This is a genomic window from Microvirga arvi, assembly GCF_016892765.1.
In the GTDB taxonomy this organism is placed as follows: Bacteria; Pseudomonadota; Alphaproteobacteria; order Rhizobiales; family Beijerinckiaceae; genus Microvirga; species Microvirga arvi.
Map to the genome: position 1 here is coordinate 167,759 of NZ_JAFEMD010000002.1, position 25,680 is coordinate 193,438.

The 25,680-nt window shown below is 63.6% G+C and carries 27 protein-coding genes; 15 read left to right on the forward strand and 12 right to left on the reverse strand.

The features are described 5' to 3' along the window. Positions 1 to 250 precede the first annotated feature (250 nt). Positions 251 to 1,231: a threo-3-hydroxy-L-aspartate ammonia-lyase gene (locus ILT44_RS02145; protein ID WP_204237909.1), complete on the forward strand. Its 981-nt coding sequence runs from the start codon at positions 251 to 253 to the stop codon at positions 1,229 to 1,231. A gap of 32 nt (positions 1,232 to 1,263) precedes the next feature. Beyond that, a complete protein-coding gene (locus ILT44_RS31390) occupies positions 1,264 to 1,386 on the forward strand; it encodes a hypothetical protein (RefSeq protein WP_255549658.1) in 123 nt (40 codons plus the stop codon). Here the strand turns inward: ILT44_RS31390 and ILT44_RS02150 are convergent. Continuing rightward, positions 1,383 to 2,159 (reverse strand): class I SAM-dependent methyltransferase, encoded by a 777-nt coding sequence (locus ILT44_RS02150; protein ID WP_204237910.1) that lies wholly within the window; start codon positions 2,157 to 2,159, stop codon positions 1,383 to 1,385. The genes ILT44_RS31390 and ILT44_RS02150 overlap by 4 nt on opposite strands. 207 nt (positions 2,160 to 2,366) lie before the next feature. On the opposite strand from ILT44_RS02150, the gene ILT44_RS02155 reads away from it, so the two are divergent. From ILT44_RS02155 to ILT44_RS02175, 4 genes are all read left to right on the forward strand, one after another. Beyond that, a complete protein-coding gene (locus tag ILT44_RS02155) occupies positions 2,367 to 3,506 on the forward strand; it encodes an ABC transporter substrate-binding protein (RefSeq protein WP_239467839.1) in 1,140 nt (379 codons plus the stop codon). Positions 3,507 to 3,510: 4 nt separating this feature from the next. Next, positions 3,511 to 4,575: a FecCD family ABC transporter permease gene (locus tag ILT44_RS02160; protein ID WP_204237912.1), complete on the forward strand. Its 1,065-nt coding sequence runs from the start codon at positions 3,511 to 3,513 to the stop codon at positions 4,573 to 4,575. Beyond that, a complete protein-coding gene (locus ILT44_RS02165) occupies positions 4,569 to 5,339 on the forward strand; it encodes an ABC transporter ATP-binding protein (protein WP_204237913.1) in 771 nt (256 codons plus the stop codon). Before ILT44_RS02160 ends, ILT44_RS02165 begins: the two co-directional genes overlap by 7 nt. Before the next feature lie 577 nt (positions 5,340 to 5,916). Then, positions 5,917 to 6,183 (forward strand): DUF7696 family protein, encoded by a 267-nt coding sequence (locus tag ILT44_RS02175; protein ID WP_204237915.1) that lies wholly within the window; start codon positions 5,917 to 5,919, stop codon positions 6,181 to 6,183. 29 nt (positions 6,184 to 6,212) lie between these two features. Here ILT44_RS02175 and ILT44_RS02180 read toward each other — a convergent pair whose 3' ends face one another. The 3 genes from ILT44_RS02180 to ILT44_RS02190 all read right to left on the reverse strand — a co-directional run bounded on the left by ILT44_RS02180 (position 6,213) and on the right by ILT44_RS02190 (position 8,071). After that, positions 6,213 to 6,767: a calcium-binding protein gene (locus ILT44_RS02180; protein WP_204237916.1), complete on the reverse strand. Its 555-nt coding sequence runs from the start codon at positions 6,765 to 6,767 to the stop codon at positions 6,213 to 6,215. Between the two features lie 646 nt (positions 6,768 to 7,413). Then, positions 7,414 to 7,701 (reverse strand): hypothetical protein, encoded by a 288-nt coding sequence (locus ILT44_RS02185; RefSeq protein ID WP_204237917.1) that lies wholly within the window; start codon positions 7,699 to 7,701, stop codon positions 7,414 to 7,416. Positions 7,702 to 7,828: 127 nt separating this feature from the next. Beyond that, on the reverse strand, positions 7,829 to 8,071 hold the full coding sequence (locus ILT44_RS02190) for a DUF3297 family protein (protein WP_204237918.1): 243 nt from the start codon (positions 8,069 to 8,071) through the stop codon (positions 7,829 to 7,831). A 179-nt stretch (positions 8,072 to 8,250) separates the two neighbouring features. Here ILT44_RS02190 and kynA point away from each other — a divergent pair, with 179 nt between their 5' ends. After that, positions 8,251 to 9,075: a tryptophan 2,3-dioxygenase gene (gene kynA / locus ILT44_RS02195; RefSeq protein WP_204237919.1), complete on the forward strand. Its 825-nt coding sequence runs from the start codon at positions 8,251 to 8,253 to the stop codon at positions 9,073 to 9,075. Positions 9,076 to 9,093: 18 nt separating this feature from the next. Next, the gene (locus ILT44_RS02200) at positions 9,094 to 10,287 is read left to right on the forward strand and encodes an aminotransferase class V-fold PLP-dependent enzyme (RefSeq protein ID WP_204237920.1); all 1,194 of its coding nucleotides are present in this window, start codon (positions 9,094 to 9,096) and stop codon (positions 10,285 to 10,287) included. A gap of 3 nt (positions 10,288 to 10,290) precedes the next feature. Here the strand turns inward: ILT44_RS02200 and ILT44_RS02205 are convergent, their stop codons facing one another. The 5 genes from ILT44_RS02205 to ILT44_RS02225 form a co-directional block, all read right to left on the reverse strand. Then, positions 10,291 to 11,271 carry an aldo/keto reductase gene (locus ILT44_RS02205; protein WP_204237921.1) on the reverse strand — a complete coding sequence of 327 codons (981 nt, stop codon included), beginning with the start codon at positions 11,269 to 11,271 and terminating at the stop codon, positions 10,291 to 10,293. A gap of 102 nt (positions 11,272 to 11,373) precedes the next feature. Continuing rightward, a complete protein-coding gene (locus tag ILT44_RS02210; protein ID WP_204237922.1) occupies positions 11,374 to 11,619 on the reverse strand; it encodes a hypothetical protein in 246 nt (81 codons plus the stop codon). Positions 11,620 to 11,698: 79 nt separating this feature from the next. Continuing rightward, on the reverse strand, positions 11,699 to 12,484 hold the full coding sequence (locus tag ILT44_RS02215) for an ADYC domain-containing protein (RefSeq protein WP_204237923.1): 786 nt from the start codon (positions 12,482 to 12,484) through the stop codon (positions 11,699 to 11,701). Between the two features lie 56 nt (positions 12,485 to 12,540). After that, positions 12,541 to 12,780 (reverse strand): hypothetical protein, encoded by a 240-nt coding sequence (locus ILT44_RS02220; protein WP_204237924.1) that lies wholly within the window; start codon positions 12,778 to 12,780, stop codon positions 12,541 to 12,543. 187 nt (positions 12,781 to 12,967) lie between these two features. Further along, entirely contained in the window at positions 12,968 to 14,146 is a 1,179-nt protein-coding gene (locus ILT44_RS02225; RefSeq protein WP_204237925.1) for a BaiN/RdsA family NAD(P)/FAD-dependent oxidoreductase, read from the reverse strand. A 320-nt stretch (positions 14,147 to 14,466) separates the two neighbouring features. On the opposite strand from ILT44_RS02225, the gene ILT44_RS02230 reads away from it, so the two are divergent. Continuing rightward, positions 14,467 to 14,940, forward strand: a complete 474-nt coding sequence (locus ILT44_RS02230; protein ID WP_204237926.1) for an aminoacyl-tRNA deacylase — start codon at positions 14,467 to 14,469, stop codon at positions 14,938 to 14,940. 157 nt (positions 14,941 to 15,097) lie between these two features. Then, entirely contained in the window at positions 15,098 to 15,535 is a 438-nt protein-coding gene (locus tag ILT44_RS02235; RefSeq protein ID WP_204237927.1) for a YqaA family protein, read from the forward strand. Between the two features lie 162 nt (positions 15,536 to 15,697). On the opposite strand, the gene ILT44_RS02240 is transcribed toward ILT44_RS02235, so the two are convergent. Both ILT44_RS02240 and ILT44_RS02245 read right to left on the reverse strand, forming a co-directional pair. Next, positions 15,698 to 15,934, reverse strand: coding sequence for a hypothetical protein (locus ILT44_RS02240; protein ID WP_204237928.1), 237 nt, complete (start codon positions 15,932 to 15,934; stop codon positions 15,698 to 15,700). Between the two features lie 62 nt (positions 15,935 to 15,996). Beyond that, entirely contained in the window at positions 15,997 to 16,596 is a 600-nt protein-coding gene (locus ILT44_RS02245) for a cation efflux transmembrane domain-containing protein (RefSeq protein ID WP_204237929.1), read from the reverse strand. A gap of 146 nt (positions 16,597 to 16,742) precedes the next feature. On the opposite strand from ILT44_RS02245, the gene ilvD reads away from it, so the two are divergent. The 5 genes from ilvD to ILT44_RS02270 all read left to right on the forward strand — a co-directional run bounded on the left by ilvD (position 16,743) and on the right by ILT44_RS02270 (position 24,108). Continuing rightward, a complete protein-coding gene (ilvD, locus tag ILT44_RS02250) occupies positions 16,743 to 18,572 on the forward strand; it encodes a dihydroxy-acid dehydratase (protein ID WP_204237930.1) in 1,830 nt (609 codons plus the stop codon). 336 nt (positions 18,573 to 18,908) lie between these two features. Further along, positions 18,909 to 21,704 (forward strand): autotransporter family protein, encoded by a 2,796-nt coding sequence (locus ILT44_RS02255; RefSeq protein ID WP_204237931.1) that lies wholly within the window; start codon positions 18,909 to 18,911, stop codon positions 21,702 to 21,704. A 126-nt stretch (positions 21,705 to 21,830) separates the two neighbouring features. After that, positions 21,831 to 22,133: a hypothetical protein gene (locus ILT44_RS02260; RefSeq protein ID WP_204237932.1), complete on the forward strand. Its 303-nt coding sequence runs from the start codon at positions 21,831 to 21,833 to the stop codon at positions 22,131 to 22,133. Positions 22,134 to 22,271: 138 nt separating this feature from the next. Further along, on the forward strand, positions 22,272 to 22,589 hold the full coding sequence (gene sugE, locus ILT44_RS02265) for a quaternary ammonium compound efflux SMR transporter SugE (protein WP_204237933.1): 318 nt from the start codon (positions 22,272 to 22,274) through the stop codon (positions 22,587 to 22,589). A 25-nt stretch (positions 22,590 to 22,614) separates the two neighbouring features. Then, positions 22,615 to 24,108 carry a sensor domain-containing diguanylate cyclase gene (locus ILT44_RS02270; RefSeq protein ID WP_204237934.1) on the forward strand — a complete coding sequence of 498 codons (1,494 nt, stop codon included), beginning with the start codon at positions 22,615 to 22,617 and terminating at the stop codon, positions 24,106 to 24,108. Positions 24,109 to 24,141: 33 nt separating this feature from the next. On the opposite strand, the gene ILT44_RS02275 is transcribed toward ILT44_RS02270, so the two are convergent. Continuing rightward, positions 24,142 to 25,512, reverse strand: a complete 1,371-nt coding sequence (locus ILT44_RS02275) for a glutamate--cysteine ligase (protein WP_204237935.1) — start codon at positions 25,510 to 25,512, stop codon at positions 24,142 to 24,144. Positions 25,513 to 25,680 lie beyond the last annotated feature (168 nt).

Sequence of the window (25,680 nt, forward strand, 5' to 3'; positions counted from 1 at the left end):
GGGCGGCTCCGCCGCTGCTCGGGTGGCCGAGAGCTCTTGTTGGCGACGGCCCGCCCATGTTTCTCAGGAGCCCCTCATCCTTGTGTCAGCCTTATGTAAGGCTGTATAGGTACTCAAATGGATTAACCTCCTTATTGCGCAATTCCGCTCGCCCTTTCGGGTTTGAGCTGAGATTTCGCGCCAAACCCTGTAGAAAGCTCCTTGATCTCGAAGAAGAATCGCATCTCGAAGAAGAATCGGTGACATCAGCATGAGCCTCCCACTTTCCGAACCCAAACTGTCCACCTACGACGACGTGTTGGCGGCGGCGCAGCGCATCGAGGGAATAGCCCATCGCACGCCGGTTCTCACCTCCCGCACCGCCGACGAGCGGACGGGAGGAAAACTGTTCTTCAAGGCGGAGAACCTCCAGCGCGGGGGCTCCTTCAAGTTTCGCGGCGCCTACAATGCCATTGCGCGGCTGCCTGCCGAGGCGAAGAAGCGCGGCGTCGTGGCCTTCTCCTCCGGCAACCACGCCCAGGCGATCGCCTATGCGGGCCAGCTGCAGGGGGTGCCCACCGTCATCATCATGCCGCAGGATGCGCCGGCCATGAAGGTGGCGGCCACGAAAGGCTATGGCGGCGAGGTGGTGCTGTACGACCGCTATAAGGAGGATCGCGAGGCCATCGGACGTAGGCTCTCGCAGGAGCGCGGCCTCACGCTCATTCCGCCCTACGATCATGAGGATGTGATCGCGGGCCAAGGCACGGCGGCGAAGGAGCTGTTCGAGGAAGTCGGCCCCCTCGACATGCTGTTCGTCTGCACCGGAGGCGGCGGCCTGCTGGCCGGATCGGCCCTTGCCACCAGGGCGCTCTCGCCCGAGTGCCGCATCTACGGCGTCGAGCCGGAAGCGGGCAACGACGCGCAGCAATCGTTCCGCTCGGGCGCCATCGTCAGGATCCCCGTCCCCGCCACCATCGCCGACGGGGCGCAGACCACCTATGTCGGATCCAAGACCTTCCCGATCATGCGCGCGCTCGTCGATGACATACTCACCGTCTCCGATGCGCAGCTCGTCAACACCATGCGCTTCTTCATCGAGCGGATGAAAATCGTGGTCGAGCCCACAGGCTGCCTGTCGGCGGCCGCGGCCTTCAGCGGGATCGTACCCTGCAAGGACAAGCGCGTCGGAATCATCATCAGCGGCGGCAACGTGGATCCGCGGGCGCTCGCGGGTTTTCTGGCGGGGTAGCCTCCGCGCCGCAGGATAGAACCCACACCGTCATGGCCGCCCTTGTGCCGGTGATCCCGCTCCCGTTTTTCTTCGCTCTCACCACAACGGCGCTGAGGCCATTCCAGCGCAGAGAGCACGATCCGGCTGTGCAGACCATGACGTTTCAGGCTTAAGCCTTCACCGCAAGAACGGCATAGCGATGCTGCGTCGCGCGCTCGAGGCCTTTCAGCAGCGGCAGGTTCCTGGCCTGCTCCCGGTGGATCGGCTTGAGATTGCGATCGATGACAATCTGCGCGAAACCCGCCTCACGCAGCAGGGCCGCTACCTCCTCGGCGCGTGCGCCCTTGGAGAAGTAGACCCGCTTCAGGATGCGCTCATGGGTCTCGCGCATGGCATTGGGCGCATGCGGAGTTCCCGCAATCCCAGGCACCAGTTTCTCGACGAAGCGGATCATGCGCCTGACGAGGGTGTCCGAGACGAAATCTCCGTCGACGATGAGGAGCCGTCCGCCGGGTTTGAGGAGGGAATGCCATTCCCGGAAGGCCGCCTTGGGATCCACTAGGGTCCACACCAGGTGGCGCGTAATGAGCACGTCGTAGCTCTCCGGCTTTTCCAGCGTCAGCTCCGCATCGCCCATGACGAAGCGGATATCGGCGCCGCGCCGGGCCGCCTTCGCGCGCGCTTGGCTCAGCATCGCCTCCGACCAGTCGAGGCCGGTGACGTCGAAGCCGAGACCATGCAGAAGATGGGAGATCACCCCTGTGCCGCTGGCGAGATCGAGGGCCCGGTGCCCCTCGCCTGGGCCGAGATGGCGCAGGAGCAGATCGCGCCACGCCTGCCGTTCCGCCTCCGAGAAGATCTCGTGCCCCACCTGCTCGTCGAAGGTTGCCGCGCGTGCCGACCAGTAGTCGCGGATCTCGTCCCGGAGCGTGTAGTTCGCATTCATGAAAAGCTCGTGGTGAAGATGAGTTCCGGCGCTCCTCTAGAAGCAAAATCTGGAGACGTCAAACTGGAACTATTGTAAACTGCAGAATAGAATTATTTTAAACTGCGGTTTTACTCTTTTTAATTAAAGTAATTCTAAAAGATATTGCTTGCATGACTATGTGAACGAACCTACGAGAGGCCCGCTTTCCCAATCGATGCGAGGCGCATGATGCAACTCTCCAAACTGGCTTTCTGCGCCGCCCTGGCGCTCATCGGGCTCCTGCCCGCTCCTTCCCATGCCGCCGACAAGATCACCGTGACGGACATCACTGGCCGCAAGGTTGAGGTGAAGGCGCCGGTCGAGAAGGTGATCCTCGGCGAAGGCCGGCAGATGTATTTCGTCGCCACCCTCGACACGGATCAGCCGTTCAAGCGCGTGGTCGGCTGGCGCGACGACCTGCAGAAGGCGGATCTCGACGGCTACAAGGACTATCTCGCCAAGTATCCGCAGATCGAGAAGATCCCGACCTTCGGCGGCTTCAAGGAAGGCACCTTCGACGTGGAGCAGGCGGTTTCGCTCAAGCCCGACGTGATCCTCCTCAACATCGAGGCGAAGACGGCCACCGACGACGCCAAACTCATCGAGAAGCTCGCCAGGATCGACATCCCGGTGGTGTTCGTCGACTTCCGCGAGAAGCCGTTCGAGAACACCGATCCGAGCATGCGCCTCATCGGCAAGCTGTTCGGCAAGGAATTGCGGGCGGAGGAGTTCATCACGTTCCGCAAGCAGCAGATCGATCTCGTGACCGAGCGCCTCGCCAAGGCCAATCCCGCCAAGCCCCTGGTGATGGTGGAGCGCGCCGGCGGCTACTCGGACGATTGCTGCATGTCTTTCGGCAACGAGAACTTCGGCAAGTTCGTCGAGGTGGCCGGTGGCCAGAACCTCGCGGCCAAGATCATCCCCGGCACCTTCGGCGTCGTGAACCCCGAGCAGATCATCGCGGCCAATCCCGACCACGTCATCGTCACAGGCTCGAACTGGGAGCTCTATGTGCCCGGCGGCGCCTGGGTCGGCGTCGGCTCCGGCGCGGACAAGGCTAAGGCGAGAACCAAGCTTGCCGGGTTGATGAAGCGTCCGGCTTATACCGGCGTGAAGGCGGTCAAGGACAACCGCGTCCACGCGATCTGGCACCAGTTCTACAACAGCCCCTATCAGTTCGTCGCCATCCAGGCCATGGCCAAGTGGATGCACCCGGAGCTGTTCAAGGACGTCGATCCGGACCAGACCATGAAGACGCTCTACGAGCGCTTTCTGCCCGTGCCCTACAAGACCGGCTATTGGGTCTCCCTCAGCGACAAGGAATAGGCTCTTGGCCCACTCCCCTGCCATTGCTATCCCTAAGGGACGCGGCACCTACTGCGTCCTGGTCCAGCGCAAGAAACTCGTGCTTCTTGCGCTCGGGCTCGTTCTGATCCTGTCCGTGATCGCCGATCTTGGCCTGGGCCCGGCCCGTTACACCATGCGCGAGGTCGTGCTGGCCCTGATGGGCTCGCCGGAGGTCTCGCAGCAGATCAGTGTGGTGATCTGGGACATCCGCATGCCGGTGGCACTGATGGCGGTGGTCGTCGGCGCGGCGCTCTCGGCGGCGGGCGCGCAGATGCAGACGATCCTCAACAATCCGCTTGCCAGCCCCTTCACCCTCGGCATCTCGGCGGCTGCGAGCTTCGGCGCATCGGTCGCCCTCGTGTTCGGCGTCGGCTTCCTGCCCTGGGCCATCGACTATGTGGTGTCGATCAACGCGCTTCTCATGGCGATGGCTGCGGCCCTGTTCATCCATTTCATGAGCCAGCAGCGCGGCGTCACCGTCGAGACCATCGTGCTGCTCGGCATCACCCTCGTGTTCACCTTCAACGCGCTGCTCGCGCTGGTGCAGTATCTCGCCTCGGAGCAAGCGCTCTCGGCCGTGGTGTTCTGGACCATGGGCAGCCTTACCCGCGCCACATGGCCGAAGCTTGCCATCACCACGGCGGTGGTGGCGGTGTCCTTGCCCCTCTTCATGCGTCGCGCCTGGGCGCTGACGGCGCTGCGCCTCGGCGACGACAAGGCCGCGAGCTTCGGTGTCAACGTGCGCTGGCTCAGGCTCGAGACCATGATGATCATCAGCCTGCTCGCCGCCGTGCCGGTGGCGTTCGTGGGCACCATCGGCTTCATCGGGCTCGTCGGACCGCATATCGCCCGCATGCTGGTGGGCGAGGATCAACGCTACTTCCTGCCGGCCTCCGTTCTGTCGGGTGCTGCGATCCTCTCGCTCACCTCGGTCGTCAGCAAGTCCATCGTGCCCGGCACCATCTTTCCCATCGGCATCATCACGGCGCTCGTGGGCGTGCCTTTCCTCTTCAGCCTGATCATGTCCACCCGGAGGCGCGCATGGTAGCGACCCTGCAACTCACCGATGTCGGCGTCCGCTACGGCAAGCAGGAGGTGCTCTCAGGCGTCACCACGCCGGCCCTGAAAGGCGGCGAGGTGACGGCCGTCATCGGGCCGAACGCCGCCGGCAAGTCGAGCCTGTTCCGGCGCATCGCCGGGCTGCTCGACGGTCCCGGCGACATCCGCATCGGCGATGGCGCGTCGGGCTCCCCTGAGAGCCATGTCTGCTACATGCCGCAGGACACCTCCGTGAACACGGTTCTGACCGTGTACGAGTCCGTCCTGCTCGCCCGCAAGCAGGGCGCGCCGCGCAAAGTCACCGATGAGGATCTCCAGGAGGTCGACCGGGTCCTCTTCAGCCTGAACATCGAGGCCATCGCCTTCAAGGGCCTCAACGAGCTCAGCGGCGGGCAGCGTCAGCTTGTATCCTTGGCCCAAGTGCTCGTGCGTGAGCCAAAAATCCTGCTGCTCGACGAGCCGACGAGCGCTCTCGACCTGCACCGGCAGGTGGAGGTGCTGGCCCTGATCCGCTCGCTCGCGCGGGACAGGGGGATCTGCGTGGTGCTCGCGATCCACGACCTCAACCAAGTGCTGCGCGTCGCCGACCGGGTGATGGTGATCGATGCGGGCACCATGGTCACCTGCGGCCCGGTGAATGACGTCATCACCCCCACCCTGCTCCAGGCTATCTACAGGGTTGATGGCCGGATCGAGCGCTGCTCGCGCCTGTGCCCGCACGTGATCATCGACGGACCGATGGGGCATGCCTGAGCCCGGAGGGGTTTACGGATCAGCACTTCCGGTCCCGGCGCTGGCAGATACGCACTGGATAGCCTCGCACCAGCCTGCTTGCGTACAAGGGTAACACCTCAATCATGGACCCCTTGCATGACCCCTGGAATGCCTGAGCGTCGATCACACGAGCGCTTCTCCACCGTCCTGGAGGGTTGGATCGCAGGTCCCGAGAGCGCGACGCCGATTGGGTGCTGCATCTGGGACATGTCGAAATCCGGGGTCCGCCTTGTGATTTCGGCCCCTGCAGATGTTCCCCTGGAATTCGAACTTCGAATTCCCGACGCAGGGGCCACAGCCATGGTGAGGCTGGTTTGGACAGACGGAACCCATTATGGGGCGCGATTTACGAACTAGCGCATCGTGCAGAAAAGTGGACCCGGTTTTCACTGGCGTGGCCCTTTGGGTCGCTGACGCGGCCCTCCGGGTCTGCGCTCAACGATGCGCCAACCAAGAGTTGGAGCATCGGACCCAAAAGTGGGTCCACTTTTGGGTCCGATGCTCTAGAGAATGGCTTAGCTAAGCTTTCTTCATCTCTTCCTGCCATACCCTCGGCATGACCTACTCCCGCCACACCACAGCCATCTCCGAACTCACCGGCCAACCCGTCAGCACCTGGTCCGAGGAATGGCGGATCGAGACGGAAGCCCGCACCCTCCTGAAGATGTCCAAGCAGGAACGCGACGTATTCTTCAACGGGCGCAAGGATGAAAACGGCAGGACGGTTGATCGCGGGGTGATCGGCATCCGAGGATTGAAGGCGGCCGAGGACATCAAGGCGCTCATGGAGCGCCTTCAGGAAGCTCGCGCGAAACGGACGTGAGACGAATATCTGCCCGCCCCGCAAGGGCATCATGGGACCATGATGTAGAAGTCTTTGTAAGTCAGCTTCAGGTTCGCATCGATCTTGGCGAACTCGACAGCCGATTTTGAACCGGTTCCGTCCGGATCATAGTACAATGAACCTGTACCCTTGTTATAGATGATACGGTCGTTTGCGTCGTGCGCCGCCGTCCCTGTCCAGAAGGCGCTTGCCTTCATATCGCGCCCGGCAACACCGACGCCTTTGAAGATGGCTGTCGACAGAACGATCGTGTCATACCTCACGCTGAAGTCGGTGATCGTATCGACGTTCGACGTCGATGGCCTATGAGTGAACACAAACGCATCATAGCCGCCATGGCCGGTCAGGGTATCACGTCCGGCTTCGCCGAGAATGAAGTCATCGCCGCTGCCGCCCCAGATGGTGTCATTGCCTGTGTAACCCCAAAGCGAATCGTTCCCACGATTGCCCTGGATCCAGTCGTTCCCGGCACGTCCATCGATCGCGTCGGCACCGCTTCCACCATAGATCTCGTCGCGACCTGCGGTTCCAGTGGTGTCCCCGTCTGCGTAGATAACCGCCATCCTCAGTGTCTCCTATGGTTGCCGTAAGGAGCCCTATCCACTCGTATCCGTCCTGGACTAGGGCATCATGATGTTACAGCTCACTGGGTTATAACATAAAGGAAAATAAGGGCGTGCGCCCGCGCACGGAGCAGATACTGAGCAGAACGGTGACGAGATTAGGTTTCTCCTGGAGCGGTCGCAGGCGTCCCACACCGGACGAAAAGTAACGGACCGTATTCCTAGCAATAAAAACAAAAAGGGCCGCGCCCAGTCCTATTGTTTGACTGTGTTCGCGACCCTTCGGACCGTATTTGCCCCTACGGTTAACCCGGCATAAATCATAATTTTCGCCTGATCAAGCCAAATAGTTCGCAAATAAACGATCGATTGCGTCAGAATATCACATCTGTTCTCTTGACATGCTTAATTGGCACCTCAACTCGTCACATTTTGGACAGATTACTATTCGAATAGAGAGGTTCACGACCCTCTATTGCCCCTACGGGTCGGACCTTAAGGCGCCCCCTGACAAAGCGGGCGCTTTCTTTTTTGCGATTCGCCCCACCGTTTCTGCAGCCCTTCGCAGGGAGAAGCTTTTCCAGAAGGGGCACGTGCAGGCTCGGCGGCTTTTCGAGATCACCTGCAGGCCCTTGAGGCTCTCAGGTCAGGAAGCCCCCTGCGGGGCGAAGAAGCAGATGATGGCGCGTGTGGTCGGCTCCTCGCAGAGATGGAATTTCGCGTCCGGCGACATCTTTCCGTACTCGCGGCCGATAAGCCGTCCATCCCAGAGCCGCCAGCCATCAGCGGTCTCGGTGACGGTTTCGCCATAGGCTTCGACCAATGCGCGGCAATCGTGGTCGTCGCAGCACCAGAACGGATACCAGCTATGAGCGAGAGCGGGCCCGCCGAACAGGCAGGCCGCCACAAGGATCGTTCGTCGCCTCAGAAGCATTCAGGATAAGCCTTTCCCAAGGAGGCCGGGCCTCACCTGACAAGCCTGATCCCGATCTTGGGACGCTCTCAGCCTCACGTCCAGCCCTGCCCCAGCGAGAGGGAAAGGCCTTTCCGGCATAAAAGCTTTATGCCTTCGTCTGGAAATAGGGCTCGACCTTGCCCTTGAGCTTGATGGTCATCGGGTTGCCGAAACGATCCTTGGCACTCCCGGCGGCCACCCGGACCCAGCCCTCGCTGACGCAATACTCGTCCACATTGGTCTTCTCGGCCCCGTTGAAGCGGATGCCCACGCCCTTCGCGAGCAGTTCCTCGTTGTAGTAGGGGCTATCCGGGTTCGAGGACAGGCGGTCGGGAAGCGTGTCGGTCATGCGCGGGTGTCTCCGGTTCGGGATCGTTGCCGGGCGGCAACCTATCCTCTCGAGGGTGGAAAGCCAATTCCGCCCGGCACCGCGTGACAAGCCTGCCGGGATGTCCTACTTTCGTAGAAGGTCCTTACGGCAGGACCATAATCCGCACCCAAGCGGAAGCAGTTCAGGGAGAGAAAGACTTGTCGGCTGCGACAGACGGGATCCACACCGATTTTTCCCAAGGGATGAGCTATGGGGATTATCTCCGGCTCGACACCCTCCTCTCCGCCCAGTCCCCCCTGACCTCCGAGCACGACGAGCTTCTCTTCATCACCATCCATCAGGTGATGGAGCTGTGGCTCAAGCTCCTGAACCGGGAGCTCGATACGGCCCTGGCCCATATCCGGGCCGATGAGCTGCAGCCGGCCTTCAAGTGCACGGCCCGGATCAACCGGATCCAGGAACAGCTGATCCAGGCCTGGACCGTGCTCTCCACCATGACGCCCTCGGACTACCTGAGCTTCCGGCCCGCTTTAGGCAAATCATCCGGCTTCCAGTCCTGGCAGTACCGGCTGGTCGAGTTCAAGCTCGGCGCCAAGGACGCGGTGAAGATGGCGCCGCACCGGCACCGGAGCGACCTCGCCGAGCAAATGGAAGCTGCCTACCGGGCACCGAGCCTCTACGACGAGTCCCTCCACCTGCTGGCCCGGCGCGGCTATGCCATTCCGGCGGAGGTGCTCGAGCGTGACGTGACCCAGCCCTACACGGCGCATCCCGGCGTCGAAGCGGCGTGGGAGGAGATCTACCGCCACTCGGGCGAGCATTTCGATCTCTACGAACTCGCAGAGGAGCTGGTCGATATGGAGGACGCGTTCCAGCAATGGCGCTTCCGGCACATGAAGACCGTGGAGCGCATCATCGGCATGCGCAGCGGCACGGGCGGCAGCAGCGGCGTCGCCTACCTGCGCAAGGCGCTCGAACACTACTTCTTTCCCGAACTCTGGTCCGTACGCGGCAAGCTTTGATCGTTGAGAGATGCACCCATGCTTGATCTTCGTTCCCAGTTCTCCCGTTTCCTCAACTCCGAGCCGGACCGCCTGCATTTCGCAGCCCACAGCCACCATCCCTGGCCGGATGTGACGCGCGAGGCGCAGATGCAGGCCTGGGACGACGCCGCGCGCCTGATGGACGACAAGTGGGAGCACATCTTAGGCTCGGTGCTCGACGAGTTCCGCGGGCATGTGGCGGAGCATCTCAGCCTGCCCGATCCGTCCACCATCGCAGTTGCGCCGAACACCCATGAATTTCTGAAGCGCATTCTCTCCTGCTTTCCCACCGACCGGCCGGTCCGCATCCTCACATCGGATGGTGAGTTCCACTCCTTCACGCGCCAGATCGCGCGACTGGAGGAAGAGCGGCTGGTTACCGTGACGCGCGTGCCGGCGGAGCCCTTCGCCACGTTCGAGGACCGCTTCTTCTGCGCCGCGCAGGCGGGCTACGATCTCGTCTTCGTCAGCCAGGTGTTCTTCAATTCGGGCTTCGCGCTGGATGGACGCCACCTCGCGGAATGCAACCGCGACGGCGCCATGATCGTGATCGACGGCTATCACGGCTTCATGGCGCGGCCGACGGATCTGGGAAGCATTGCGGAGCGGGTGTTCTATGTTGCCGGTGGTTATAAATATGCGATGGCGGGCGAAGGCGCCTGCTTCATGCATTGCCCGCCCGGCTGGGGCCTTCGCCCGCGCGACACCGGCTGGTATGCCGCCTTCGGCAACCTCACCAATGCACAGAGCGGACAGTTGGGCTACAGCGATGACGGCTGGCGCTTCATGGGCGCCACCTTCGACCCGTCCGGCCTCTACCGCTTCAACGCGGTGATGCGCTGGCTCGCGGACGAGGGCATCACGCCAGGCATCATCCACGCCCACGCCAAGGCGCTGCAGCAGCATTTCCTGCGTCGCATCGGCGGCTCCGCCCCGTTCGAAGACGCCTCGCTCGTGGTGCCGGCGGACGAGATGCGGCGCGGCAATTTTCTCACCTTCCAGACCCCTGTCGCACAGGCCATCCACAACGATCTGAAAGAGTTGCGCGTGGTGACCGATGTGCGCGGCCAGCGTCTGCGCCTCGGCTTCGGCATCTACCAGACCGAGGAAGAGGTGGACGACCTCGTCCGCCGCATCGACGAAGCGGGAGCGCTCGAATCCCTCCCCGTCAACACCTCGTCGGCTGCGTAGGAACTACAATCCCACCATCTTCATGCCCGGCTCCGGATAACGCGTGCCGGCGGCGGCGCCCGACGGGATGATGCGGTCGACGCGCGCCAGATCATCCTGCGAGAGCGTCACCTCGAGCGCGCCCGCATTCTCCTCGAGATAGCGGCGGCGCTTGGTGCCGGGAATCGGCACGATATCCTGGCCCTGCGCCAACACCCAGGCGAGCGCGAGCTGCGAGGGTGCGCAGCCCTTCTCGCGGGCCATGGCTTCGATCTCGCGCACGAGGTCGAGGTTCTTCTGAAAGTTCTCGCCCTGAAAGCGCGGCGAGTTGCGGCGGAAATCATCGGCTGCGAGATCGTCCACGCTCTTGATCTGCCCGGTGAGGAAGCCGCGGCCGAGCGGCGAATACGGCACGAAGCCGATGCCGAGCTCGCGCACGACCGGCAGGATCTCGTCCTCGGGATCGCGGCTCCAGAGCGAGTACTCGGTCTGCAATGCGGTGATGGGGTGAACCGCATGGGCGCGGCGGATGGTCTGAGGGCCGGCCTCCGAGAGGCCTAAGAAGCGCACCTTGCCCTGGCGCACCAGATCGGCCATGGCGCCGACCGTCTCCTCGATCGGCGTCTCGGGATCGACCCGGTGCTGGTAGTAGAGATCGATCACATCGATCTTGAGCCGCTTCAGGCTCGCCTCGCAGGCCTGGCGCACATAATCGGGCTTGCCGCTGATACCGAGGCGCTCGCCATTGGGGCCGCGCACATTGCCGAACTTCGTGGCGAGCACCACCTTGTCGCGCCGATCCGCAATGGCACGGCCGACGAGCTCTTCGTTGCGACCGACGCCGTACATGTCGGCGGTGTCGAGGAAGGTAATACCAAGCTCGATGGCGCGATGGATCGTGGCAATGGATTCCGCCTCATCGCCGTTGCCATAGAACTCCGACATGCCCATGCAACCGAGGCCGAGGGCGGACACCTGCAACTGACCAAGCCGACGCTGCTGCATGGGAGATCTCCGGTTTTGACGTGAGAGCGTTGCCGCAAGCCAGGCGGCGGATGAGGCTTGAACTGGACCGGCCCGGTCCGGTTTCAACCCTTGAGATGATGATCAGACGGCAGCTTCCGCCAGCATGAGGACGACACCGAGCGCAACCAGCGCGATGGTGGGCCAGTGATGCTTGGGATGGAAGGGGCGCACCCGACCCTGCGGTTCGAGCGTGGCACTTGAGTCCGTGGAGCCCATTCTGTGAGGATCGCTCAGGCGCCCTCTCCAGAGCACCTGGCCTGCCGCAAGCACGATCCCGGCAATGATGAGGAACGCACCGATCCAGATGAGGACCATGCCCGACTGCATGAGACCCTCCTGATGTAAGCCATCAAGGCCGGAAGAATAGCACAGCCTTGGGGAAAGACCCAGAAAACCGAGCCATCCGTCAGGGATCAGTCAAGGCCGAGCGGTTGAACAGGAGGACGTCAGGATGGCGGCGCATGGCCTCCTCCGTGCAGGCTTCGGGACCGAGATGATGGCGGAGGGTCGAGTAGCGTTGCGCCAGTTCGTCGAGCGTCACGTTCCCTGCGATACGGGTGTGTGCCACGCAGATGGCGCCATTCCTGCCCCAGGCCGCCTCGAAGGGCATCGGGTCGGCCGTTTCCGGCTTCTGGATTCCGAAGCGGTCGTAGACGTCGATGGCGGTGCCGTCACGCGTGGTCGGGTGATCGTCGCCACCGTAATCGGCCCGCACCATATTCACGCAGGCGGCATGAAGATCGCGCATGGGCGCATCGGGACGATCATCCCAAGGCCGGTAGCCCATCAGGATGCATTTGCCCTCCGCACCGCTGGTGCAGGTGAAGGTGATGCCGGCATCCTTGAGCAGGGGCAGACCCAGCCGCCGTCCACGGGCGTCTGGCTGGCAGGCATCATGGGTACCCTGCCCCGCCGCATCTTCGACCATGAGCCGGTACAAAACGAGCGGCTTGCCTGCAGCGGTTTTGTCCTCCTCGACCGCATCGATCAGAACCCGGATGGCCTCGACACCGTTCTCGATCACGATGCGTGCCCCGACCAAGGCGTTGCTCGCAAGCAGGCGTCCATCGTCGAAACGCAGGCGGAACTCGCCCTCGGCGACCTCGAGGCGGCCGCTGGACGCAGGCCCGGAATCCGAGGTCAAAAGGCTCAGGGTTGCGGCGAGCGCAGCGATGGGGGAACGGAATGGCATGGCCAAGGCGGCAAAGACCCTCGCCCGTTGCCGGACGAAGGCCCTCCCTCATGATGTTAATTGAGGGTCACGCGCTCGCCATCCTGAAGGATGACGGTCACTGCCTTGACAGCACCGGCTGCCTCGGCCGTGCCCCGCAGGGCGACGCCGTTCAGATTCCGGCCGTTCAGGTTGCGGCCATTGAAGGCAAGACCGTTCAGGTTCCGACCATTGTCCAACGTCAGCGCATAGGCTTCCGGCACAGCAACAAGTCCTGATGCCACAAGAAGAGGCAGGACATAGAGAGTTTTCATCATAGGATATTCCCTAAGCCCCCTTTGAACAAAGACGTCCTTGCCGGATCTTATTATGAAATAACATATCGATAATCCGCCGAGGCTTCTCAATGAACTTCAGGTTGAAAACTTTCCCGTCGGGCAGGCGATGTGACTTTGCGCACACGTGCTCTTGGAAAAGCTCGCTGGCGAACCGCGATCCGCTGCGTCAGACCGCCTGTCCGGCGCACCAGCCCGAGGACCAGGCCCACTGGAAATTGTAGCCGCCGAGCCAGCCGGTCACGTCCACCACCTCGCCGATGAAGTACAGGCCCGGCACCGCCTTCGTCTCCATGGTGCGGGAGTCCAGCTCGCGGGTGTCAACGCCGCCCAGGGTCACCTCGGCGGTGCGGTAGCCCTCGGAGCCCGCCGGCTTGAAGCGCCACCGGTTCACGGCCTCCTCGATGGCGCGAAGTCGCTTGTCGGCATAATCCGCGAGATTGGCAGGCCCCTTCTCCGTTTCGGCGATCAGCTGCGCCAGCCGCTTGGGGAGAAACACCGAGAGGGCGGTCTGCAACGCCTGCCGTCCGTTCTGCGCGCGCGCCGTCCGCAATTCCTCAAACAGGTTCACGCCCGGCAGAAGGGAGAGCTCGATCTCGCCGCCCTCACGCCAGTACGAGGAGATCTGCAGGATCGACGGACCGCTCAATCCGCGATGGGTGAAGAGCAGCGCCTCGGCGAACCGCGTCTTGCCGCAGGTCGCCACGGCCTCGACCGCAACGCCTGCGAGGGGGGCGAGCCGCTCCAGCATGGTCGGCTCCAGCGTCAAGGGCACGAGGGCCGGCCGCGTCTCGACAAGCTTGAGGCCGAATTGCTGCGCGAGATCATAGCCGAAGCCCGTCGCTCCCATCTTCGGAATGGACTTGCCGCCGGTCGCCACCACGAGCGAGCTGCACTGCACCGCGCCTTGCGAGAGGCTGAGCAGGAACCCTTCGGACATCCTCTCGACGGATTGCACGGAGGTGGAGAGGCGAAGCTCCACATTCGCCTGCCGCATTTCGTTCAGGAGCAGATCGACAATCTGCTTCGACGAGCCGTCGCAGAACAATTGCCCAAGCGTCTTTTCGTGATAGGCGATGCCATAGCGCTCCACGAGGGCGATGAAGTCGGCTTGAGTGTAGCGGCGCAGGGCCGAGATGGCGAAGCTCGGGTTCTGCGAGATGTAATTGGCCGGTGCGGCGTTGAGGTTGGTGAAGTTGCAGCGGCCGCCGCCGGAAATGCGGATCTTCTCGCCAGGCTTGGCCACATGGTCGATAACCAGCACGGAACGCCCGCGCTTGCCGGCCTCCGCCGCACACATCATCCCGGCGCCGCCTGCGCCGATCACCACAACGTCGAACCGATCCAAGAGAAGTTTTCCTGCGGGAGAATTATTCAGCGCTTCACCAGGACGCGCATGAGACAAGGCCCAGCATGAGCCGAGGTCTTGCCTGAGCCAAGATCTTGGGTCGTTCGTAATGAACCTCGTCGGACAGTGCAAGCATGGCCTGGTTCCGGGAACTCGGGGCAGGCGCGTTCTTGGTTGGCGAAGACTCCAATCGATTGAAGCCGGCCAGCCAGGGGTGTACCATTGATCCGTCACTTGCATCCGCGCATCCCGCAGCGACGGTATGTTCAGTTAGACCGCCCTCCTGATCCGCGAGCATCCTCGTCTCATGGGAGGTCATCATGACAATAGCACCGACCCTGCATCGCTATATGGCTGACAGGGGAATCCAATACGATCTGATCCCGCACGAACCTGCCATGACATCGCTCGGCGCGGCCCATGCCGGCCATATCCCCAGTGATCGCGTGGCAAAGGGTGTCATGCTCAGCAAGGGCCAGGATTACATGCTCGCCGTGATGCCGGCCTCCCATCACCTGCGCCTGTCCGATCTCAAGACCGAACTCGGCCAGGAACTGCGCCTGGCTTCCGAGGACGAGATCGTCCAGGTCTTCCGCGACTGCGACCGCGGCGCCATTCCACCGGTCGGCTCCTGCTATGGGATCGACGTCATCATCGATGACGACATGGACCGGCAGCAGGACGTCTACTTCGAAGCCGGAGATCATGCGACGCTCGTTCACATGAAGGGGGACGAATTCGCACGTCTGAATCCGCAGGCGCAGCATGGATCGTTCAGCGAGCCCAAGTACTGAATGAGGCACAGGGGAGGCGCTGACGGGGCTCTCTCAGTCGCAGCGCTGACCTGCCTCGCAGAAGGTCAATTCGGCAGGGGCGAGAAATCGTGGTAGGGCTCACTTCGTTCAGGCTTCAAGCCCTGAGCCCTGCCCCGATTTTCCCTCACCCCGACTCATGCCGCATCTTGCCGAATACGGCGCCTTGTTCGCCGCCGCCCTCCTCTCAGCCACGATCTTCCCGTTCCAATCGGAAGCGGTTCTCTTCGCCATGCTGGTGGCCGAGCATTACACCTGGTGGCTGCTGATCCTCGTGGCGAGCGCCGGCAATATTCTGGGCTCGATCGTGAACTGGTTTCTGGGCCGCTTCCTCACACGGTTCGAGGATCGGCGCTGGTTTCCCGTGAAGCGGAAACAGATGGCCAAGGCCGAAGCCTGGTATCATCGCTACGGGCGCTGGACGCTGCTGCTCAGCTGGGTTCCCATCATCGGCGATCCGCTCACCATCGTTGCAGGGCTGCTGCGGGAGCCCTTGCGGGTTTTCATCCCGCTCGTGGTGCTGGCCAAGACGGGACGTTACCTGATTGTGGGCGGGTTGAGCCTAGGTTGGATTTGAGTCCCTCCTGTCATTCCGGGGCGGCTCGTAGAGCCGAGCCCGGAATCCATAACCGCCAACCGTGCAGAATAAGACGTATCGTAAACCGTTGTGATCTTGCGAGCAGCGTCGTGGTTATGGATTCCGGGCTCCGCTATGCGGACCCGGAATGACAATGGAGGCTCATGGCCCCTGCAGGCTCGACCAGATCTCTTCCAGGTGACGCGGCCCGAGCACGGCGCCGGAAGCAGCCCGGATGACGGCCTCCATTCCGGCCGGTGCCTCGTTGTTCATGGCCCAGTGAACGGCCTCCCGCAGGGACTTGAACTCCCTCACGTCGCTGGGATGGCCTTGGCCGGCGGTGCCGATGGGCTCGTATTGCAGATGGGCCGGGGCATCCAGTTCATCTTTGGTCAGCATGTCGCGGTCCTGCCTGTTCGTGGTGGCTCAGGCAGGACAACGCGGCTCAGGCTCGCGGCGTTTCAATCCAGTACTCCTCGCCGGTGCTCCTCGCGGGCTTCTTCCCACACCTCCCGTGCCGCATCGGCGTTGATCGCAGCGATGCCGAGGCCCACGATCAGGTCCGGCCAAGCGGTCAGGGTGGCAGCGGTCACCAAGCCCGCCGCCACGATGGCCACATTGGCGACGGCATCGTTGCGGGCCGACAGGAACGCCGCCTTCGTCAGGCTGCCTTTGTGATGGCGGTAGCGGGCGAGCAGGAGCGCGCAGGTGAGATTGACCACGAGAGCCCCTGCTCCGGCCAAGGACAACGGCAGCGGCTCGGGCGGGACCGGTGTCCAAAACTTCTCCCAGGCCATCCAGAGGGTTGCGAGCCCCGGCACGAGGATGATGCCAGCCAGCAGCATGCCGACCCGCGCCCGCGTTCGAGCTGGAAACCCCAAGGCCAGAAGGATGAGGAGGTTGATCGAGGCATCCTCCAGGAAGTCGATGCTGTCGGCAAACAGCGACACCGACCCGATGCCGAGCGCCACCGCAAACTCGATCCCGAAATAGCCGAGATTCAAGGCTGCCACGATGGCGACTGCACGGCGCAAGGGTCGATGGGAGGCTGTCTGATCCAATCCTGTTGTTCCTTCAGCCGGGCTCCACCAAGCGTGGCCAGGAGCAATTACCTTGCGACAAAGCAGCCGTGACCACAAGGAATGGCAAATTTTCTTGCAAAATGCGCAATTTCAGCTGAACAAGGCTGAAAATCGTAGGGGAAGTCATGCCAGCCTATCGTTCTCGCACCACCACCCACGGCCGCAACATGGCGGGGGCCCGCGGCCTCTGGCGGGCCACGGGCATGAAGGATTCCGACTTCGGCAAGCCGATCATCGCCGTCGTGAACTCCTTTACCCAGTTCGTGCCGGGCCACGTCCACCTCAAGGATCTCGGCCAGCTCGTAGCGCGGGAGATCGAGAAGGCAGGCGGCGTCGCCAAGGAGTTCAACACCATCGCGGTGGATGACGGCATCGCCATGGGCCATGACGGCATGCTCTATTCCCTCCCCTCCCGTGAGCTGATCGCGGACTCGGTCGAGTACATGGTCAACGCCCATTGCGCCGACGCGATGGTGTGCATCTCCAACTGCGACAAGATCACCCCCGGCATGCTGATGGCCGCCATGCGCCTCAACATCCCGGTGGTCTTCGTCTCCGGCGGCCCGATGGAGGCCGGCAAGGTCGTGCTCAACGGCGTGACGAAGAAGCTCGATCTCGTGGATGCCATGGTGGCCGCCGCCGACGACAAGATCGCCGACGAGGACATCAAGGCGATCGAGCGCTCCGCCTGCCCCACCTGCGGCTCGTGCTCGGGCATGTTCACCGCCAATTCCATGAACTGCCTCACCGAGGCGCTGGGCCTGTCGCTGCCCGGCAACGGCTCGACGCTCGCCACCCATGCCGACCGCCGCCGCCTCTTCGTCGAGGCTGGCCACTTGATCGTCGATCTCGCCCGCCGCTATTACGAGCAGGACGACGAGAGCGTGCTGCCGCGCTCCATCGCGTCCTTCGCGGCGTTCGAGAACGCCATGACCCTCGACATCGCCATGGGCGGATCGAGCAACACGGTGCTGCACCTGCTCGCCGCCGCGCACGAGGCGGAGGTCGACTTCACGATGGAGGATATCGACCGCCTGTCGCGCCGCGTGCCGGTGCTGTGCAAGGTGGCGCCTGCCATCGCCAACGTTCACATGGAAGACGTGCACCGCGCCGGCGGCATCATGGGCATCTTAGGCGAACTCGACCGCGCAGGCCTGCTCGACACCTCCGTGCCCACCGTCCATGCCGAGACCATGAAGACGGCGCTCGACCGCTGGGACGTGCGGCGCACGAATTCGCACGCCGTGCACGACTTCTTCCGGGCGGCGCCGGGCGGCGTGCCGACGCAGGTCGCCTTCAGCCAGGAGAGCCGCTACGACAGCGTCGACACGGACCGCGCCGCCGGCGTGATCCGCGACGCGGAGCATGCCTTCTCGAAGGATGGCGGCCTCGCGGTGCTCTCCGGCAACCTGGCGCTTGACGGCTGCATCGTGAAGACCGCCGGCGTCGACGAGAGCATCCTGGTGTTCTCCGGCCCAGCCATCGTCTTCGAGAGCCAGGACGATGCCGTGAGCGGCATCCTCAACGGCAAGGTCAAGGCGGGCGACGTGGTGGTCATTCGCTACGAGGGACCGCGCGGTGGACCCGGCATGCAGGAGATGCTCTACCCGACGAGCTATCTGAAGTCGAAGGGCCTCGGCAAGGCCTGCGCGCTCATCACCGACGGCCGCTTCTCGGGCGGCACCTCGGGCCTCTCCATCGGCCATGCCTCGCCGGAAGCGGCGGAAGGCGGCACCATCGGCCTCGTGCAGGACGGCGACCGGATCGAGATCGACATCCCGAACCGCCGCATCCACCTGGCGGTCGACGATGCGGAACTCCAGCGCCGCCGCGCCGAGCAGCAGGCCAAGGGCTGGCAGCCGGCCGCGCCCCGCAAGCGCAAGGTCTCGGCGGCCCTCAAGGCCTATGCCATGCTCGCCACCAGCGCCGCCAAAGGCGCGGTACGGCAGATCTGATCGAGAAGCATCCGGTTTTAATCGGCTCATCCCGCAATCGCGTTCCCAGAATCCGGGATTGCGGGATGAGTCCGATCGATGAAACATGTGCGAAAACGCACATGGCGCTGGCCGTTTTCATCTTTTCCTTAGTCGGGACCATTGTCCTCTCTGAATGAAGAGTACCCTGGCCGTACGCCCCTCCTAGCTGACGCCGTTACACAATAACGGCAGGGAGGAAGCGTCATGTCGAACCGAGGCGACGCAGGGTCGATTGAGTCAATTCGCCGGAAGCAGCCAAGCGCCTCTTCGGCTGACCCGACAATCCCATCCCTCTATTGGCCCTCTGCAACAAGCATGCTGGCCTTGGGCCTCGCCGCGACGGCCTTCGCCAGTTCGGCGCAGGCGGCTTGCACATCAAGCGTCTCTGGCGGTCAGACGCGCGTGGTCTGTTCGGGCACGACGACCAACCATTACTGGGCGACTGACAACACACCGTCCTCGGTCGAGGTGCAGGCCGATACCGTGATGCAGACCAGCGAGGCCGCCATCCGCGTCGAGGGCAACAGCACGGTGACCATCGCCAATGGGGCAACCATCACCGTGACCGGCGGCAATGCGAACCAAGCCTTCAATGCGATCTATGCTGAAGACGACGGCAGCACGATCACCAACAACGGCTCGGTCTCGACGAGCCAGAACTCGGTGGACGGTCTGGAGGCCACGGGCAGCAGGAATACGCTTGTCAACTCGGGCCAGGTTTCAACCCAAGGAACATCGTCGGAGGCGCTGATCGCGCGCGGCAGCAACAACGTCCTGCGCAACAGCGGCACCCTCCAGACATCGGGCTCCTCCGCCCGCGGCATGATTGCAGAGGGCCATAACAACAGCTTCGTCAACTCCGGCACGATCCGCACCACGGGCGCCGGCGGCGAGGGCATCCGCGCCGATGGCGGCGGCACGGCGAATGCGGCCAACAACGCAACAATCACCAACAGCGGCACCATCACCACCAGCGGCTTCACTGCGGACGGCATCCGCCTGATCGGCAACAGCAGCGCGATCGCCAACAGCGGCACGATCACGGCCTCGGGGCTCGAAGGGCGCGGCATCAAGGTCGAGGGCAACAGCAACCGGATCGAGAACCGGGGCACCGTGCAGGGCTTAGGGGCCGACGGCGAAGGCCTCTACGTCATCAGCAATGCCGGCCAGACCAACATCATCGTCAACCAGGCCGACGGCCGGATCGTCAGCCGTGACGAGGTTGCCCTGCGCGGTCGCTTCGGCTCCGAGGTCATCGAGAATTTCGGCCTGATCCGCACGGAGGCTACCGGCGGCGCGGCTGTCGACCTCGGCGCCGGCAACGACTCGTTTCTCATCGGCGCGAGTTCGAGGATCGAAGGTCATGTCCGTGCAGGGTTGGGCACGGATACGTTCAAGCTCGGCGGCCGCACGGATGCCGCCTTCAACATGCGCGAGATCGGCGCCAATGCCCGGTACCGCGAGTTCGAGCAATACGAGAAGGTCGACACCTCCACCTGGACCACGGAAAACGACAACAACACCGCCATGCCCTGGGCCGTGCGCGAGGGCACGCTCCTCGTGACCGGCAGCATGGGCGGATCGAACATGACGGTGCATCGGGGCGCCACGCTTGGTGGGACGGGCACGGTAGGCAGCATCGACGCGCTTTCAGGAAGCTTCCTCTCCCCCGGCGTGAACGGGGCCACAAGCCGTGCCGGTGTCGGCGACATCCGCACCCTGAATGTCAGGGGCGATGTCAACATCGCCGCAGGCACCACCTACCGGGTCGATCTCAACAACCGGTTCCAGAGCGACCGCATCGTGGCCGACGGACGAGCCACCATCCAGGGCGGCACGGTCGAGGTCCATGCGGAGCGGGCCACCTATTCGCCGGGTCGCTGGACGATCCTGACGGCGAGGCAGGGAGTGACCGGACAATTCAACGGTGTCGACGACCTGATCTTCTTCCAGCCTCTCCTGACCAAGGATGCGAGCAACGTCTATCTCGAACTGCTTCCGATCTTCCCCGGCCCTGGGCCTGGGCCTGGTCCCGGGCCCAATCCCGGCCCGCGCCCGGGACCCGTTCCTCCCCTGCAGCCCGAGACCACCCCGCCGATCACGATCCTGCATCACGAGAACCTGTTCCGGGCAGCGATCCTCTGCCGCCTGCGCTGCTCATCCTCCGATGCCATGGGGGCCATGCCGTCCTTTGTGGCGATCGATTCCGTGCCCGTCCAACATGCGGCGGATGCCCCGGTGCGCGGCGCACCGGCGGATGCCCCGGCACCGGCTTCGCAAGGGTCCGGCTGGGGCGTCTGGGGCAAGGTTCTCGGCTCCCTCGGGCGCACCGATGCAACGCCGACCTCCGCCGCCATGGAGCGGACGACAGGCGGCATCGTCGTCGGCGTGGACGGCGGTCTCGGCACGCCCTACCGCCTCGGCATCGCGGCAGGGTACCTTGCGACCTCCTTCGACATCGACGCGGCTGCCGCGTCCGGCAACATCGACAGCTTCCATATCGGCGCCTACGGCTCTGCCGCTTTGGGGGCCTGGACGCTACGCGGGGGCGTCGCCTATGCCCACCACGAGATCGACCTTTCCCGTGGCTTCGTGGCCGGGCGCTTCCAGGGCGGAGAGACGGATACCTCCGCCGATTCCGTGCAGGTCTTCGGGGAGGTCGGCTACACGTTCCTGCTCTCGGATCGGGTCACCCTGGAGCCCTTCCTGGGTTTAGCCCATGTGCATGTGAGCGGTCATGACGTGGTGGAGAACGCCTCGCCCTTCCGGGCAACCGGCGAGGTGGCTGCCTTCGACACCACCTACTCCACCCTCGGTGCACGCCTCGTCGCAACGATGCCGACGGAAGCCGGACGCGTCACCTTCAAGAGCATGCTCGGCTGGCGTCATGCCTTCGGTGATGTAGCCCCGGAGGCGCGCTTCACCGTGGATGGTTTCCCCGCCCCGTTCCTCGTCGTGGGCGCTCCCATCGACCGCGACAGCCTCGTGGTGGAGGCGGGCATCAATTGGCAGGTGAGCGAGAAGGTCGCCGTCGGGCTCATGTACGACGGCGCCATCGGGCAGCGCGACCAGGAGCATACCCTGCGCGCCAGTCTGGGCGTGCGGTTCTAGAACCATCGGCGGGCAGCGGCGGGGCAAGCCTGCCGCTGCCAAAAGTCTCATGCTCCTTTTCATGCCTTGACGAAACAGTGTCGCCTGGAGTCCAGTCGGCTAGCCCAAACAGCCGCAGGATTCCCGATGCCTCGCCTTCTCTGGACCGCCGCCAGCCTCCTTCTGCTCACGGGAGCGGCGTTCGCCCAGGATGTACCGCAGGACCAGACTCTCCGGTTCAGCGTCCGCCCGTCCGGCGTCGACCGGGAGGCCAGCGAAGCCATCGAGCGGCAGGACAGGCTGCTCAAGCGCCTCGAGCGGAGCAACCACATGGTTCGCTCGATCTGCATCAATTGCGGCGACGAATGGCAGCATCAGATCTATACGCCCTTCGACCCCTACGCCGCCCTGGGCCGCCCGGCTCAGCCGCCCGAGGAACCCGGTAACTAATTTCCCAAGCAGACCTTTCGCCGCGTCCGGATTTTGTTGAGAAGCTTTTCCGGACCCTCTATATCCGGAGAGGTTGAGGACGACCTCGCTTTCATGACACACGGTAGGGACGGCCCTGCCTATGACGGAGGTCCTGTCATGGCATGGACTTGGCTTGCCCTTGCCGGGCTTTTCGAGATCGGCTGGGCCATTGGCCTGAAATATACCGACGGCTTCACCCGGCTGGTTCCTTCCGTGCTGACTGGACTGAGCATGGTCGTCAGCGTCATCCTCCTCGGCCTCGCCCTCAAGACCCTGCCGGTCGGAACCGGCTACGCGGTCTGGACCGGAATCGGCACCGTCGGAACCGCGTTGCTGGGCATCTATCTGTTCGGCGAGCCTGCAACGGCGATGCGCCTGGTCTGCATCGGCCTGATCGTCTCCGGGATCCTCGGCCTCAAGTTAGCTTCAGGCTAGCCTGGATTGATATGGTGGGGCCATCATGACCGCATTCGCTCAGAAAAGGCCGAGATCCTCGGCACGAGGCCTCAGAGCCTTCGTGCTGGTGGTCTGCCTTGCCATCCTGGCCCTGGAGGGATGGCGCGACTGGCATGAGCGCGACCATGAGATCAACCGCATCCGGGCCGAGACCCTGAACCTCGCCAAGTCTCTGACCCAGCATGCGCAGGACACCTTCGAGCTGGCGGACGCGCTTCTGGTGGATGTGGTGGACAGGGTCGAGACGGGCGGCACCCTGCCCGATGCCATCGCGCGCCTGGACGTTTTTCTGGTCGAGCGGGTTCAGCCGCTGCAGCGCATCAAGGCGCTGACGATCTACGGAGAGGACGGTACTCTGCTGAGCAGTTCGCTGCCAGGCCATAGCGGGCGCGTGAACATTCGCGGCCTGGACCTTTTCAAGCATCACAGCACCACAAGCAGCAGCAACTGGTTCGTCGGCCCCCTGATCCGCGATCCGCTTGGCGGCGATTGGGTGCTGACCCTCTCGCGGCGCTTCAACAAGCCGGATGGAAGCTTCGGCGGCGTCGTCCAGGCTAGCGTGCCGCCCCGTTATTTCGGAAACTTCTTCGGCCGCTTCGACGTGGGATCGCAGGGCACCATCACCCTCCTTCACCAGAACGGAACGATCCTGTCGCGCTACCCCTATATCGAACGGGCGATCGGAACCAATGTCCTGAACGACCCGCAATTCAGGAATGCGAGAGGCTCCGGCAACTACGATTATGCCTCTCCGATCGATGGCCTGACCCGCATCGGCGGCTACCAGCGCAACCACATCTTTCCCGTCGGCGTGGTGGCGGCCGTCGGACGGGACGAAGCTCTTGCGCGATGGAACGAGGAATTCGTTTTCCGCGGCACCATCATCGGCCTGCTCATCCTCACGATCGGATCGCTCGGCTGGACCCTTGGCGGAACCCTGCGCCGAAGGGAGCAGGCGGAGGCCGAACTCGCCATCCTTGCCACCACGGATGGCCTGACAGGCCTTGCCAACCGCCGGACATTCGACAAGCAGCTCGAATCGGAATGGCTTCGTGCCGCGCGCCAGAAGACCCCCGTTTCCCTGCTCCTGATCGATGTGGATCAGTTCAAGGCCTACAACGACATCTATGGCCATCAGGCGGGCGACGAATGCCTGCGGACCATTGCCAAGACCATTGCCTGTGCGGCCCGCCGGCCCGGGGATCTGGTGGCGCGCTACGGCGGCGAGGAGCTCGCCATTCTTCTCCCGGGGGCCGACGAGTCCGATGCGGCGATCATCGCAGAGGATCTGCGTGCGAAGGTCGAAGCCCTTCGCGTGCGGCACGACGCCAATCCCCCCAGCCGCATTCTCACGATCAGCATCGGCAGCGCCACCCGGATCCCGAGCCTGGACCGCTCACGCATCGGTCCGGACGATCTCATCACGCTGGCTGATTCCGCTCTCTATCGCGCCAAACAGGACGGGCGCAACCGCGTGGCCAGCGCGAAAGCCGCCTGAACGGAATCTGCGCTGGTCAGAGCCGTCCTTTGATCAGAACACGCACTCGCTGAAGACCGGCTTGACCGAACCGCTCCAGGCCCCGTGATAGCGCTCCAGCAGTCGCTCCGCCGGGGTGCGGCCTGAAGACACGATCTCCTCCGCATAGGCGAGATGCCGCGTCTCGTCCTGACCGGCCCCATCCAGGTAGGCGCGGCGCTGGAGACCGGCGCGGGAGAGCGCCAGCGCATCGCGCGCGATGTCCTGCGCGGAGCGTCCGGCGATGCTCGCCCTCAGCGCCTGCTTCGGCACGTCGGCGCGCAGTTGCTCGCGCTCCTGCGCGCTCCAGCCCTTCACGAGGTCCCAGGCGCCGTCGAGAGAGACTTCATCATAGAGCAGACCGGTCCAGAAGGCGGAGAGGGCCACGATGTGTTCGAGGTTGCCGACATCCGCGCCGCGCATCTCGAGATAGCGCTTGAGCCGCACTTCCGGGAACAGGGTGGAGACGTGGTTCGCCCAGTCGGAGCGCGTGGCGCGTTCGCCCGGCAATTGCGCCAGCTTGCCCGCAAACAGATCATGGAAGGAGGCGCCCGCCACGTCGTGATAGGTCGAGTCGCGCTTGACGAAGTACATCGGCACGTCGAGCGCCCACTCCACATATCGTTCGTAGCCGAAGCCATCCTCGAAGGCGAAGGCCATCATGCCTGTGCGGTGCCTGTCCGTGTCGAGCCAGATGTTCGACCGCATGGACAGATAGCCGTTGGGCTTGCCATCCGTGAAGGGCGAGTTGGCGAAGATCGCGGTCGCGATCGGCTGCAGCGCCAGAGACACCCGCAGCTTCTTCACCATGTCGGCCTCGGACGCGTAGTCCATGTTCACCTGCACCGTGGAGGTGCGGTACATCATGTCGAGGCCAAGCGAACCGACCTTCGGCATGTAGTTCGTCATGATGCGATAGCGGGCCTTCGGCATCACGGGCGTCTGATCCCTCGTCCAGAGCGGGCTCATGCCGAGGGTGAGAAAGCCGATTCCGAGGCGCTCGGCGACGGCCTTCGCGTCGGCGAGATGCTGTGCCGTCTCGCGGGCTGTTTCGTGCAGCGTCCGCAGCGGCGCGCCCGACAGCTCGAATTGCCCGCCGGGCTCCAGCGAGATCGCTCCACCACCCTCTTCGTCGGCGAGGCCGATGGGGTGGTCTCCCTCGATGATCGGTGCCCAGCCGGTGCGCTCCTGCAAGCCCTCCAGAAGCGCACGTATGCCCCGGCCGCCGTCATAGGGGACGGGCGAGGAATCGACTGTGTAGAATGGAACCTTCTCGTGTTCGGTGCCAAGCCGCCAGGATTCACGCGGCTTCTCGCCTGAGGCGATCCATTCCACGAGTTCCGACCGCGCACCGATGGGGGTCGTATCGGATACGTCCCGCGCCATGCATCACCTCATCAAACAAGCGCGTTCAAGGCGCGCCGACTCAGGGTCGGGACTCAATAAGGGGCTTAACGCCAAGGTGCAATGCGGGACCCATGCACAAAAGGATGTGGGCTAGGGCATCGGCCGTAAAAGTGACTTGCACTTTTGGGCTCGATCCTATGCCCCCTC